The following is a 12,779-nucleotide window of genomic DNA, read 5'->3' on the forward strand; positions in this document are numbered from 1 at the left end:
CCCGCCGAACCGGACACCCCCACCGAATCCCGGCACACCCCTCCGAGCAGCGCCGGAAAGCCCGACCACGTAAGGCTTGTGGTCGTCCGGCCGGGCCCCTAGCATCCTGAAATGCGCACCTCCTCACCACTTCCCGACCGACTGACCGGCTGCCTTATGGGTGGAGCCGTCGGAGATGCCCTCGGAGCCCCCGTCGAAGGTCTGGGGCTCGACCAGATCCGCGAACGCTACGGGACGACCGGCCTGAGCGACTACGTCGAGGGGTCCTACGGGGTCGGTGCCATCACCGACGAGACCCAGCTGACCCTGCGCACCGCCGACGCGCTCCTCCGGGCCCACATGCGGGCCCGGGACAAGGGGATCGAGGGGGCCGCCCTGGGGATGGTGCAGGCCTCCTACCTGGAATGGCTGAACCACCAGATGCCGAGCGCCTCACTGGAGAAGGAGGAGGTCGGCCCGGGGTTCGGGGGTGCCGCGCTGCGGGCCCGGCGAGGATACGGGGCCGCCACCGTGGACGCGCTTCGGGCCGCCTCCGCCCGCGTGGAGAGGCGATGGGTGCCGCTGGGCACGCCGAAGGCCCCGATCAACAACTCCAAGGGCTGCGCCGCGGTGGTCCGTGTCGCCCCGTGCGGGTTTCTCACGGTGTCCCCCGCGAAGGCGTTCGACCTCGGCGGCGAGGTCGCCGCCCTGACCCACGGGCACAGGACCGCCCACCTGGCGGCCGGGACCCTGGCGGCCACCGTATGGGGCCTGGTCCGCGACGAACCCCTGGATTCCGCGCTGGAGACGGCCCGTGAGGAGTTGGAGGGGCGGACGGGACACGAGGAGGTCTCCAGTGCCCTCGACAAGGCGGTCGCGGTCGCCGAGCGCGGGATCCCCGAGGCCCGCGACCTGGCCGAACTGGGGGACGGCTGGACCTCCGAGGAGGCGCTCGCGGTGGCGATGTGCGTGGCCCTGAGCGCCGAGGCCGTCCTGGCCCGGGAGCCCTCCCGGCACTTCTCTCGCGGTGTGGCCGACGTGGGCGCGCACTGCCTGCCGCTGGCGGTCAACCACTCGGGGGACAGCGACACCATCGGGGCGATCTGCGGCGGCCTCATCGGGGCCCGCTACGGGTCGCACGCCTTCCCCGGACACTGGCAGTCGGCCCTGGAGGTGCGCGACGAGGTGATCCGGCTGGCCGCCGACTGCGCCCTGGAGTTCGGCCCGCACCCCCCGAGCGATCAGCGGTACGGCGGGGTGCACCACACCTGGTTCCGCCACCACTGATCGAGGTCGTCGAATCGGCCGGCAGAAAACCCCGAAAAAGGACGGAAACGCCTTCTCCTGGCCGTTTACCGACGGCTTACCCGCTGTGGGCAAGGCTGGTGGGACAACACAACACATGGGGGCCCGGGCTCCCGCCGGAGGCGGAACGAAGAGCGATGTTCGGTGATGTGATCGAGTGGTTCAAAGGGATGTTCGGCGGAGGCGCCGATGAGCTGGTCGACGGGGCGAGCGGGGCCCTGGACCAGGCCGGAGCGGGGGCGGAGGACCTGATGGGCACCGCCCAGGAGGCGGGTCAGTCCTTCGGCGAGGGAGTGGTCGGGGAGCAGTTCCTCCAGGACAGCGGGCTGGACGCGGCGGCCCAGGATCTTCAGGAGGGCGCCCTGGGCGAGGTCACCGAGACCGCCCAGGGATTCCAGGAACAGGCCGAGACCTGGAGCGGTGTCGCCGAGGACCCGATGGGCGCCGCCGCGGACGAGATCCGCGGCCGCCTCACCGGCGAGGGCTGACGCCGCGCACGACGCCCCGGTGGCCCCGGCCCCTCGAGGGACCGGGGCCACCGGCGTCTCAGGCCATGTGACCGCGTACGGTCTTGCGGATGAGTTCGGCGTGGGTGTAGATGTCCTCCAGCGAACCGAGCAGGTGTCGGGTCTCCCGCTTGTCCTCGTCGAAGGTGCCCAGGTACTTACGTCGACGCCCGTTGAAGTGCAGACGCGCGATGGTCTTGCGATTGTTGTCGTCCAGCAGGACCGCGAAGTAGGACTTGGAGTCCCGATAGGCGATGCGGTCCGGAGGGACCTCGCCACAGGCGATGGCCTTGACGATCCTGTAGCCCTCCAGTTCCTCCAAAGTCGTCGTGATGCCGTCATCGGAGGTGGGAGGCTCCTCCTCCCCTTCCTCCACCGACGGCTCCTCCACCTCCGTGACCGTGAAGGACGTGTTCAACGCGCTCTTCAGTCGGCTGTTCACCTGGTCGTTGAGGAACTGGGCCGAGGCCTCGCGCACGAACGGGGTGAACTGCTCGCGCACCCTGCGAGTGAACTGACCGTTGTAGACCCGGGTGGTGAAGAACCTGACCCAGTCCTCCTCCGGGTCGTTGAACTGCGCGTTGAACATCCGCTTGATCTCACCGATGTACTTGAGCTTCTCGGCCGCGTTGATCACGGAATCGAGATCGAAGGCGTCTTTGGTGAGTTTGCGCAGCTCCGGAAGAAGCGCCTCGTCTATCTCTCTGAGATCCAGAACCAGGAAAGGTGTCGAGTCCATCCGATTGGGCGCTTCGAGATCGGTGTAGAACCGGTAGACCACACCGTTGGTGAGGGCCGCGATTCGAGCGTTCGTGACCGCGAAGTAGCGGTACAACTGCGAAGCGTTCTCGACCGACAGCTCCGCACCGGCCTTCTTGCACTCGATGATGATGCGCACTTCGCCGTCCTGAACGACGGCGTAGTCGACCTTCTCACCCTTCTTCACCCCGACGTCGGCGGTGAACTCCGGGACAACCTCATGAGGGTCGAAGACGTCGTACCCGAGGACGGTCGAAATGAACGGCATCACGAAGGCGTTCTTCGTGGCCTCTTCGGTTTCGATCATCCCCTGCTGTTGCCGGACCTTGGCGGCCACGGCGGCCACACGCTCTTCGAATTCCATATCGCCTCCCGGGTCTTCCTCACCGAGCACAGTAGCAACCGTTCACGAAGAAAAAAGCAGGAGAAACGACGCCTCCGGCGCTCGCACGGAAATGGAGACCCGCTTTCTTCTGCTGCAATAAAAGGGCTTCGAAAACCCTTCGAAAAACGCTCGTGTCCGCTTCCGGACACCGGGTCACCCTCGCCGCCCCGTACGCGTCCTCGGGGAGAAGCGTCGACGCTCGGCGCGCACAGGCGACCACGACCATCATCGTGCGTAGCATTTCGATCGCACACAGTGACAGATGGTTGTCGAACAGGCAGGGAGAACCCTGATGAAGTCGCCCGTCAGACCGCACCAACTGATCCTGCGCCTCGCCACCGGCGCCTCCATCCTCAACTCCGGCCTGAACAAGCGCGGCGCCGACGAGGACACCGCCGTGTCCCTGCACGGCATGGCGGTCGGCACCTATCCCTTCCTCGACAAGATCGACCCGGCCACCTTCACCCGGCTGTTGTCGGCCGGGGAGATCGCCCTGGGATCGGCGCTGCTGGTCCCGCTGGTGCCGAACCGGCTGGCGGGGGCGGGGCTGAGCGCGTTCGCGGCGGGCCTGCTGGGGCTGTACCTGCGCACCCCGGGCATGCACAAGCCCCGCAGTCTGGCACCGACCCAGGAGGGGATCGGCCTGTCCAAGGACCTGTGGCTGTTGGGGGCGGGGTTGGCGCTGATCCTGGAGGAGTGCGAGGACCACTGTCACAAGGGCGACTGACCCCCGCGTGACCGGGTCCCGGAGCGAGCGTCCCCTGGCTCCGGGGCCCACCCGTCGACGGGTCCGGGCCTCCCTGGACCGGTCTCCGGGGAGAGGGTCGGTTACCGTGGGTCGGACCTTCACCCCCTCCGACCCGAAGGGCCCGCCATGTCCTCCCCCACCACCCGTCGTACAGCCCTGGTCACCGGGGCCTCCTCCGGCATCGGGGCCGCCGTCGCCGCCGCCCTCGTGGAGCGGGGCCATCGCGTGTACGGGACCAGCCGTTCTCCGGAGGGGATCTCCGATCCGATCCCCGGGGTCGAGTACCTGGCCCTGGATCTGACCGACGCGGCGTCGGTGGAGGCCTGCGCCACGGCCGCGGGCGAGGTGGACATCCTGGTCAACAACGCGGGCGAGAGCCAGAACGGCCCCATCGAGGAACTGCCGATGGACGCGATCGAGCGCGTGTTCCGGCTCAACGTGTTCGGCGCGGTCCGCCTGACCCAACTGGTGCTGCCGGGGATGCGTGCGCGCGGGTACGGCCGGGTGGTGATGGTGGGGTCGATGCTGGCGAGCTTCCCCCTGGCCTACCGGTCCTCCTACGTGGCGACCAAGGCGGCGATCAAGGGGTTCGCGGACGCGGCCCGGCGCGAGGTGTCGCCGTTCGGTGTGGGGGTGACGACGGTGGAGCCGGGGTCGATCAACACCGGCATCAGCGAGCGGCGCACCCAGTACGTGGGCGAGGGCTCCCCGTTCGAGGAGGAGTACCGGACCATGGTGAACGCGCTCAACGCGAACGAGGCCCGGGGGATCTCCGCGGAGGCGGTGGCCGCCACCGTGCTCCGCGCGATCGAGGCCCGCTCGCCACGCCCCCTGTACGCGGTGGGCAGCAACGCGCCCTTGGTGTTCGCCCTGCGACGACTGCTCCCGCGTTCGGTGATGCTGCGTATCGTGGCCCGCAAGCACGGTCTCCGCTGACCCTCGTCGGCCGGGTCGGCGCGGCCCTCTCGGAGCGGTCCCTTAGGTTGGCCACGACAGGTGTCGAACCGACCGGAGGAACCCGTGACCAGTGTCGTCAAGTTCAACGTGCTGACCGTCCCCGAGGGCGGGGGCGCCACCCTGGAGGAGCGCTTCGCCAAGCGGGCGGGGCTGGTGGAGGACCAGGAGGGCTTCGAGGAGTTCCAGCTCCTGCGCCCGGTCGAGGGCACCGACAAGTACCTCGTCTACACCCGCTGGCGGTCCGAGGAGGACTTCCGGAAGTGGGTCGAGGGTCGGGCCTTCGCGAAGGGGCACGCCCAGGCGGCCGCCGACGCGGAGAAGGAGGGCCGGGCCCACGGCGGGCACGGCGGCCCGGCGGCGACCGGCAGTGAGATCTGGGGCTTCGAGGTCGTCCAGCACGTGACCGCGCGGGACTGAGCCGCGCACCCGTACCCCCGGGCGTCCGGCTCTTCGCCCGGGGGACGCTCCTCGTGACCTCCGACCGTTCACTCCGGCCTGCGTGCCTCCACCAGGATCCGGGAGGAGTACGCGACGAAGGGCCCTTCCTCCTCGATCGATTCGTGCAGTTCCCGCAGCCGCTCGCGGTGGGCGTCCACCGTGAACCCGGGGACCATCCACACCACCTTGCGCAGGAAGTACACGACCGCCCCGATGTCGAGGAACTCCATCCGGAGGCGTTCGGTGCGCAGGTCCACCACATCGAGTCCGGCGGCCTCGGCCCCGGCCCGGTCGTGGTCCTCGTGGCGGGACTCGCGGACCTCGCGCGGCTGGGGGCCGAGGAAGTACTCGACCAGTTCGAAGACGCTGGCGGGCCCCACGTGTTGGGCCAGGTAGGTGCCTCCGGGGGCCAGGACCCGGGCGATCTCCTTCCAGTGGACGGTCACCGGGTGACGGCACACCACCAGGTCGAAGGCGCCGTCGGCGAAGGGCAGCGCGGGCTCGTCCGGGCAGGCCACGACGACCACGCCCCGGGGGTGCAACAGCCGCGTGGCCGCCTCGACGTTGGGCGGCCACCCCTCGGTGGCGACCGTCGACGGCGCGTACCGGGGGATCCCGGCCAGTACCTCTCCCCCTCCGGTCTGGACGTCCAGGGCGGCGGTGGCGCGCGCCATCCGCTCCCCCATCAGACGCTGGTACCCCCAGGAGGGTCGTTCTTCGGTGGCCCGGCCCTCGAACCAGGAGAAGTCCCAGCCCGCGGTGGGCTCCGCCTCGGCCTCGGCCACGAGTGCGTCGAAATCCCGTCTCATACGCCCATCCTGACGAGACGGCCACATCCGGACAACGGGTTTTCCACTCTCCGGATCCGAGGAAAGGGCCTGGTGGTGGCCCTGGCGGATAGGTGACACGATCGTCGGAGCGCGGAAAAGGGCCTTGCGCGAGCACTCGAAGCGCCCCTATAAAGAGACCCGCCGCACCGAACGACGGTGCCGGCCCCTGACCCGAGAGGAGGCGCATCCGATGTTCACCGTGATCACCGCGCCCTCCGAGGCCTCGGCCCGACGCTGACCTCGACACGGGCGCACCACACCGAAGGTGTCGCCTTGACCGTTCTTTCGAACGACCTGACCATCCGTCCTCTCGCCGGTTCCGAGGAGCTCTCGCTCTTCGACCGTTTCCCCTACCTCCTCAACGAGGAGTTCCCCCGGGACATCGCCGACGGCCGTCGCCGTCCCTCCTGGATGTGGGTCGCCCTGCACGGGGACCGCCTGATCGGCCGTCTGTCCTGGTGGTGCCGCCCTCAGGACGACGCCCCCTTCCTGCTCGACGTGTTCGACGTCGTCGACTCCCCCGACATCGACCGGACCGACGTGGCCCGGCACCTGCTGCGGACCGCCTCCGCGGCGACGCTCGCCCCGGACGCCGGTCTCCCCGAGTTCCTGCGCTTCCTTCCGGCCGGATGGCGCGAGGACCCCGCCGAGGCCTCCATGGTCCGAGACCTGATGAAGGTCCTGGAGGGCGAGGGGTACTCCCCGCTCGCCGAACGCCTGCGCTTCGAGCTGCCCGCGGGCACCCCCGCCCCTCGCCCCGGGGGCCGTCTCCGGTTCCGCGAGATCGAGGACACCGACGAGATCCTCGGGCTGATGACCCGGGCCCTCGAAGGGACCCTGGACGCCCACGACCGTGCCGATCTTCGGGACAAGAGCGCCGAGGAGGTCGCCGCGGCCAACTTCGCCGACGAGTTCGCCGAGTACACCACTCCGCGTTCCTGGTGGCGGGTGGCGACGCTCCCCGACGGGGAACCGGTCGGTTTCGTCATCCCGGCGCGCAACGCCTACCACCCGATCATCGCCTACATCGCCGTGCTCCCCGAGCATCGCGGCCACGGACACATCGACGATCTTCTCGCCGAGGGCGGCCGTGTCCTGCGCGAGGAGGGCGAGGCCGAGTACGTGCGCGCCGCGACGGACCTGGGCAACGGGCCGATGGCGGCGGCCTTCCGTCGGGCGGGTTACGAGGTCCTCAGCGAGCTGCTCACCATGACCGGCGAGCGGCCCTAGCTCGGCGCGCCCTGGTCAGCGGGTCATGGAGATGATCCGGCCGGCCTCGGCTACGGCGGAGAGCAGGTCCTGGGGGTCGGCGGTCATACCGGCGACCACCAGGTCCGTCTCCTCCAGGTCGGCCAGGGAGAGCAGCGTCTTGTCGTTGGTGGCCCACACCCCGCGCCCGGCCAGGACCGCGTGCGCGGCCTGCGCGGCGGCCTGGGCCACCAGTCCCGCGCACTGGGCCACCCGCCCTTGGGGCGCGTGGTTCCGTTCGGCGTAGGCGAGGGTGGCCGAGGCGAAGCCGCGCCAGACCGGCGGCGCGTTCCGGCGCAGGGCCTCCGGGTAGCCGGGGGCGGGGAGGTCGCCCGCCAGGACCCGACCGAGGGCGAGTTCGGCGACCACCAGGTAGGTGGGGATCCCTACCAGGTGGAACATGAGGGGTTCGACTCGGAAGCGGCCCTCCTCGGCCTCGGCGATCTCGTGTTCGACCACGTCGAGGTCGCGGTAGTGGACGTCCACGGGGCGTCCGTCGATCCGCAGCCAGGCCCCGCCGTTGAAGACCCCCTCGCTCCAGCCGCCGATCTCGGAGACCTCGCCCTCCCAGCCGACCTCTCGCAGGTGACGTGGGTCGAAGAGCCCGGCGCCGCCCCGGTAGTACACGGCGAGATCCCAGTCGCTGTCGGGGCGGTGGGTGCCCTGGGCTCGAGAGCCGCCGAGCGCGACCGCCTCCACCCCGGGGAGCGAGGCGAGACGGTCGGTGGTGGCGGCGAGGAAGCGTTCGTCGGTGTCGGAGAGGGTCATCCCTCCATGATGGCCGGTCGGCCGGCGCGCCCGCTCCCCCTTTTCCGCCGGTGGCTATCGTGCCCCGTCTCCGGTCCCGTCCGTGCCCGAGGCGACCGGGACCGGGGCTTTCCGCCGTGCCCCGCCGTAGGTCATCCGGCGCAGGAAGGTCTCCGCCGGTCCTCGAAGGCCGAACCGTTCCATCACGGCGGCGATCACCACGGTGGCCGCCCAGACCCCCGCACCGACCAGGACCGCCTGGGCGTCGTTCAGCCGCTCGGCCAGGTTCATCGTGTAGGGGAGGAAGAGCGCCACCCACGCCACGGACTGGAGCAGGTAGCAGGTCATCGACCGCCGCCCGGTGGCGACCAGGGCCCCCACGATCGGGCCTCGCCGGTCTCCGATCGCCACCGCCACCAGGGCGATGAGCGCCGCGTACCCGAACCCTCCGGCGTACCCGGACACCACGTGCAGCCACTTGGCACCGATCAGGAAGGGGAGTTCGGGGTTCCACACCCGGATCATGACGAACATGTGCGGGATCGCTCCGATCACCGCGAGGGCGATGCCTCCTCCGGCGACCCGGCGCAGGAACCGGAGGTGGAGTTCGGGTTCCTCCAAGAGGCGACGGCGGGCCGCCCAGACCCCGACGGTGAAGGGGAGAACGGAGATGCCGACCATGAGCAGGGTCAGTACGGGCCAGGCGGAGAGCCTGAGGAACAGGTCCGTCGACGGGTCGACCTCGACCGCGCTCGTCTGGGCCCCGGACACTGCGAGCAGCCCCTCGGCGATGGCGTACAGCAGGGTGCCCACGGACGCCCAGGCGAACCCGTGGGCGAGCAGACGGTGGTCGCTCCGGTGCAGTAGCCCCGCGAGCAGCAGGGCGATGAGCCCGTACGTGGCGATGACGTCGCCGTAGAACAGGAGAGCGGTGTGCAGGAACCCGATGAGGATCATCCACCCACCGCGCCGGCGCACCAGGGAACGGACCCAGGGCCGGGGTCTGCCCTCGGCCGTGCGTCGCAGGTATATCAGGGCGAGCCCGTAGCCGAACAGGGCGGCGAACATCGGGTAGCCGCGGGCCTCGGCGAAGAGCGTCATGAAGGCGGTGACGGCGGTGTCCAGGGTGCCGGCCAGGGTGAAGGTCTCACCGCCGGTCGCGAGCTGCCGGAACATGTGGGCGTGGACGGTGGCGATGACCAGCAGCATGAGGCCGCGCGCCAGGTCGGGGGCGAGGGAACGGCGTTCGACCGGGGTCGCCGTCACCTCGGTGGTGGGTGGCAGGGGTGTTCGAGGCATGGGGATCTCCGTTCATTGGATACGGTGGCGTATCTCCTTGAGAGAATAAGATACGCAAGCGTTTCCTAGGAACTCGATATCCATGACCGACCGGAAGCGGCCGGAACCGGCCACCAAGGCCACGCGCAAACGCGGACGAGAACTCCTCGACGCCATCCACACGGCCGTCCTCGCCGAGGCCGCCGAGACCGGCCTGCCCGGCCTGACCATGGAGGGGATCGCCCGCCGCGCGGAGACCGCCAAGACCTCGCTCTACCGTCGCTGGTCGTCTCCGGAGGACATCCTGATCGAAGCCCTCCATCGGCACTATCCGCAGGAGACCCCCACCCCCGGGGCCGATGACCTCAGAGGGGACCTCGTCCGCGCGCTGGGCCTCCTGCGCGGCCTCATGGAGGACCCGCTCCTGGGTCGCGTGCTCCTGGCGGTGGCCGCCGAGACCACGCGCCGCCCCGAGCTCTCCCGGCGCGTGTCCGAGGAGGTCTACGAGCCTCGTGGGGGGCGCTTCACCGGGATCGTGCTACGGCACTACGCCGACCTGGGCCGGATCGACCCGACGAGGGTCACCGACCTGAGCCTCGACGTCGGCGAGGCCCTGATGCTCAAGTACCCCGTGGACCATCCGGGGGAGCTCCCTCCCGAGAACTACGAGGCCCGGATCGTCGACGAGATCCTGCTGCCCGTCCTGGGGATCACGTCGGACGCTCCCCGCCCCTGACCCCGCACGCCGAAGGGCGGCCCGGAGACGGACCGCCCTTCGGCTTTCGTGTGCGGACCGAGGCCCCTCAGACATCGTCCTTGGCCTCGGGGCCGAGGTGGTCGCCCCCGGAACCGTTGTCGCGCTGCTGTTCTCGCTGTTGTTCCCGTTGCTGCTCGCGCAGTTGGTCGCGGCGCATCCTCCTGGACCTGGCCTGGAGGGGTATGGTGCGTTGCCGATGCGCCCCCGACCCTTTCGCCGTCTCCTCCTTCAACGACTTCACCAGGGCGATCATCATGAAGAAGCCGATCACGAAGAAGGGCAGCCCGAACACGATGATCGTCTGTTGGAGCGCGTCCAGACCTCCCACACCGCTGGCCGTGAGCACGGTCGCGGCGACCACCCCCTGGGTGACGCCCCAGAAGACGCGCTGACGCGTGGGCGACTCCGGGGTTCCCGAACAGAGCATGTCCACCACCAGGGACGCGGAGTCGGACGAGGTGGTGAAGAAGATGACCACGATGACGATGGCCATGACCGACACGAACGTGGCCAGGGGATAGTGCCCCAGGAAGGAGAACAGCGCCCCCGGGATGTCCTCCTGGACGACGACCTCCTCGACCAGTCCGCCGCCCTGGTGCATCTCGATGTCGAAGGCCGACATACCGAACACGCTGAACCACACGATGCTGAACGCCGTGGGCAGGGCGAGCACGCCCAGCACGAACTCACGGATGGTGCGGCCCTTGGAGATGCGGGCGATGAAGATGCCCACGAACGGCGACCAGGTGATCGTCCAGGCCCAGTAGAAGACCGTCCAACTGCCCTGCCACCCCGTGTTGCCGAAGGTGTCGTTCCAGAACGAGAGCGGTATGAGCTGGTCCAGGTACACGCCCGTGGTCTCGATGATCCCCTTGGCCAGGTACAGCGTGGAGCCGGCCGCGAACACGAAGATCATCAGGCCGACCGCCATGACGATGTTGATGAAGGAGAGCCACTTGATCCCGGTGTCCAGTCCCGTGGCCACGGAGATCACCGCGATGAGGGTGACGATGCCGATCAGGATGATCTGGGTGGGACGGCTCTCCTCGATACCGAACAGCGCGTTCAGCCCACTGTTGATCTGCATGGTGCCCAGGCCGATGGTCACGGCCACCCCGAAGAGGGTGCCCAGGACCGCGAAGATGTCGACGAAGCGTCCCACCGGCCCGTTGATGCCGTCCCCGAGGAACGGGTGGAGGATCGAGCTGACCCGGAAGGGCAGCCCTTTGCGATAGACGAAGTAGGCGAAGGCCAACGCGGGCAGACAGAAGATCGTCCAGGTGTGCAGACCGAAGTGGTAGAGCGTGAAGCCCATGGCCTGCTGGGCCGCCTCGACCGACTCCGGAGCCACGTTCTGCTGCGGGGGATTCGCGTAGTGGCTGATGGGTTCGGCGACGCCCCAGAACATCAGGATGCTCCCGATGCCCGCCGCGAACAACATGCAGAACCAGGCCAGGTTGCCGTACTCGGGCCTGCTGTCCGGCGGACCCAGGCGAATGTTCCCGAATCTGCTGGACGCGATCCAGATCAGGAAGATCAGGAAGGTCGTCACCCCGAGGATGTAGACCCACCCCAGATGGGACAGGATCCACCCCGAGGTGGCGCCGAAGATCGCGTCCACCGTGTCGGTGAAGGCGATGGCGCACACCACGAACAGGATGGTCAGCGCGGCCGATATGAAGAAGATCGCCGGGTTGGTGTCCATACCCAGCTTGCCTGCCAGCTTTGCGAACATGCCGACTGCTTTCTGGTTTCCGGGGTTTTCGTCAGGGGTGGGGGATCCTCGTCACCGCCCCTTCGCCATCGGGTGAGAACACGCACCTTAGAGGGACTTACCCCTTACCCCTTACCCTTACATGAAGAGCGAAATCCCCGCTCTCGACACATAGAACCGCATTTTAAAAAACATCCCAGAATTGTCAGAAATAACTTTATTCGGGCATAGCGCCCGTTCTGTCATGCGGGAGAGGCGGGTTCCAGGGCCTTCTCCGGGGCGTCGGCACCGTATCCGATCTCTCGGCGTGCCGGGCGGCGCTCGGATGTCGTCGGAGTGTCGGGGAGCGGGGGCGACGCGGACCGGGCCCGCTCTCCGGGACCCGGGAGGGAGGCGGACCGACGTCCGCTCCCCGGATCTCCTCTCGGACACTCTCCGGCCGATGGTGTCCTAACGTGGAGCGGGCAGCCGCTCCGCACCGACCGCACGACCCAGGGGAGAACCGTGAGGACCGTACTGTTCGACATGTTCGGGGTGGTCGCCATGGACCAGTCGCCGAGCGTCCGCGAGACGATGGTGGACCACTCCGGCCACGCCTCGTCCGACTTCTGGTCCGCCTACTGGGCGCCCCGTCAGGACTACGACCGGGGCGACCTGGACGGCCCCGCCTACTGGCGGGCCGTGGGCGAGCGTCTCGGCTCCCCCTTCACCCCCGAACAGGTCGAGCGACTGATCGCCCTCGACCTGGAGAGCTGGTCCCGGGTCGACGAGGACTCCGTCGCGCTGGTGCGAAGCCTGTCCGACGCCGGCGTCCCGCTGGGGTTGCTGTCGAACATCCCCACCGAACTCGCAGCCCGCTTCGAGGAACGGCACCGGCGCGTGCTGGACCTGTTCCCGGTGCTGGGGCTGTCGTGCCGGATCAGCCACGCCAAACCCGAGGCCGACGCCTTCCACTGGTGCCTGGAACGACTCGGAACCTCCCCGGAGGAGGTCCTGTTCGTGGACGACAACACCGCCAACGTCGCGGCCGCGCGCGAACTCGGTCTCCACGGACACGTGTTCACGTCCGTGCCCGAACTGCGTCGGGTCCTGAAGGAGGGCGGTCTCACCGCGGAGTGAGGACGGCGA

14 protein-coding genes are annotated in these 12,779 nt (G+C 69.1%); 9 read left to right on the forward strand and 5 right to left on the reverse strand.

What is annotated here, in order from left to right:
• The first annotated feature begins 111 nt into the window (after nucleotides 1–111).
• The gene (locus U9J66_RS16650; protein WP_326338113.1) at nucleotides 112–1,266 is read left to right on the forward strand and encodes an ADP-ribosylglycohydrolase family protein; all 1,155 of its coding nucleotides are present in this window, start codon (nucleotides 112–114) and stop codon (nucleotides 1,264–1,266) included.
• A gap of 155 nt (nucleotides 1,267–1,421) precedes the next feature.
• Nucleotides 1,422–1,772: a hypothetical protein gene (locus U9J66_RS16655; RefSeq protein ID WP_014910169.1), complete on the forward strand. Its 351-nt coding sequence runs from the start codon at nucleotides 1,422–1,424 to the stop codon at nucleotides 1,770–1,772.
• Nucleotides 1,773–1,830: 58 nt separating this feature from the next.
• Here the strand turns inward: U9J66_RS16655 and U9J66_RS16660 are convergent, their stop codons facing one another.
• Complete coding sequence (locus U9J66_RS16660; protein ID WP_161110446.1) at nucleotides 1,831–2,913, reverse strand: type I restriction endonuclease; 1,083 nt, start codon at nucleotides 2,911–2,913, stop codon at nucleotides 1,831–1,833.
• 313 nt (nucleotides 2,914–3,226) lie between these two features.
• Here U9J66_RS16660 and U9J66_RS16665 point away from each other — a divergent pair, with 313 nt between their 5' ends.
• From U9J66_RS16665 to U9J66_RS16675, 3 genes are all read left to right on the forward strand, one after another.
• Nucleotides 3,227–3,661: a membrane protein gene (locus U9J66_RS16665; RefSeq protein ID WP_014909079.1), complete on the forward strand. Its 435-nt coding sequence runs from the start codon at nucleotides 3,227–3,229 to the stop codon at nucleotides 3,659–3,661.
• Between the two features lie 147 nt (nucleotides 3,662–3,808).
• Entirely contained in the window at nucleotides 3,809–4,618 is an 810-nt protein-coding gene (locus U9J66_RS16670) for an SDR family oxidoreductase (RefSeq protein ID WP_017533682.1), read from the forward strand.
• Between the two features lie 84 nt (nucleotides 4,619–4,702).
• Entirely contained in the window at nucleotides 4,703–5,056 is a 354-nt protein-coding gene (locus tag U9J66_RS16675; RefSeq protein ID WP_014908140.1) for an antibiotic biosynthesis monooxygenase family protein, read from the forward strand.
• Between the two features lie 68 nt (nucleotides 5,057–5,124).
• Here U9J66_RS16675 and U9J66_RS16680 read toward each other — a convergent pair whose 3' ends face one another.
• Nucleotides 5,125–5,886, reverse strand: coding sequence for a class I SAM-dependent methyltransferase (locus tag U9J66_RS16680; RefSeq protein ID WP_042285111.1), 762 nt, complete (start codon nucleotides 5,884–5,886; stop codon nucleotides 5,125–5,127).
• A 124-nt stretch (nucleotides 5,887–6,010) separates the two neighbouring features.
• On the opposite strand from U9J66_RS16680, the gene U9J66_RS16685 reads away from it, so the two are divergent.
• Together U9J66_RS16685 and U9J66_RS16690 are read left to right on the forward strand one after the other, a co-directional pair.
• Nucleotides 6,011–6,145: a hypothetical protein gene (locus tag U9J66_RS16685; protein WP_017533680.1), complete on the forward strand. Its 135-nt coding sequence runs from the start codon at nucleotides 6,011–6,013 to the stop codon at nucleotides 6,143–6,145.
• A 35-nt stretch (nucleotides 6,146–6,180) separates the two neighbouring features.
• Nucleotides 6,181–7,137, forward strand: coding sequence for a GNAT family N-acetyltransferase (locus U9J66_RS16690; protein ID WP_161110447.1), 957 nt, complete (start codon nucleotides 6,181–6,183; stop codon nucleotides 7,135–7,137).
• A 15-nt stretch (nucleotides 7,138–7,152) separates the two neighbouring features.
• Here U9J66_RS16690 and U9J66_RS16695 read toward each other — a convergent pair whose 3' ends face one another.
• Together U9J66_RS16695 and U9J66_RS16700 are read right to left on the reverse strand one after the other, a co-directional pair.
• Nucleotides 7,153–7,923 carry a nucleotidyltransferase domain-containing protein gene (locus U9J66_RS16695; RefSeq protein WP_326338114.1) on the reverse strand — a complete coding sequence of 257 codons (771 nt, stop codon included), beginning with the start codon at nucleotides 7,921–7,923 and terminating at the stop codon, nucleotides 7,153–7,155.
• A 54-nt stretch (nucleotides 7,924–7,977) separates the two neighbouring features.
• Nucleotides 7,978–9,201: a DUF418 domain-containing protein gene (locus U9J66_RS16700; protein WP_326338115.1), complete on the reverse strand. Its 1,224-nt coding sequence runs from the start codon at nucleotides 9,199–9,201 to the stop codon at nucleotides 7,978–7,980.
• Between the two features lie 82 nt (nucleotides 9,202–9,283).
• Here U9J66_RS16700 and U9J66_RS16705 point away from each other — a divergent pair, with 82 nt between their 5' ends.
• On the forward strand, nucleotides 9,284–9,916 hold the full coding sequence (locus U9J66_RS16705) for a TetR/AcrR family transcriptional regulator (RefSeq protein WP_017533676.1): 633 nt from the start codon (nucleotides 9,284–9,286) through the stop codon (nucleotides 9,914–9,916).
• Nucleotides 9,917–9,983: 67 nt separating this feature from the next.
• Here U9J66_RS16705 and U9J66_RS16710 read toward each other — a convergent pair whose 3' ends face one another.
• On the reverse strand, nucleotides 9,984–11,672 hold the full coding sequence (locus U9J66_RS16710; protein ID WP_161110450.1) for a BCCT family transporter: 1,689 nt from the start codon (nucleotides 11,670–11,672) through the stop codon (nucleotides 9,984–9,986).
• Nucleotides 11,673–12,155: 483 nt separating this feature from the next.
• On the opposite strand from U9J66_RS16710, the gene U9J66_RS16715 reads away from it, so the two are divergent.
• A complete protein-coding gene (locus tag U9J66_RS16715; RefSeq protein ID WP_326338116.1) occupies nucleotides 12,156–12,770 on the forward strand; it encodes an HAD family hydrolase in 615 nt (204 codons plus the stop codon).
• Nucleotides 12,771–12,779: the final 9 nt, after the last annotated feature.

This window comes from Nocardiopsis sp. LDBS1602, from assembly GCF_035818715.1.
GTDB lineage: Bacteria > Actinomycetota > Actinomycetes > Streptosporangiales > Streptosporangiaceae > Nocardiopsis > Nocardiopsis alba.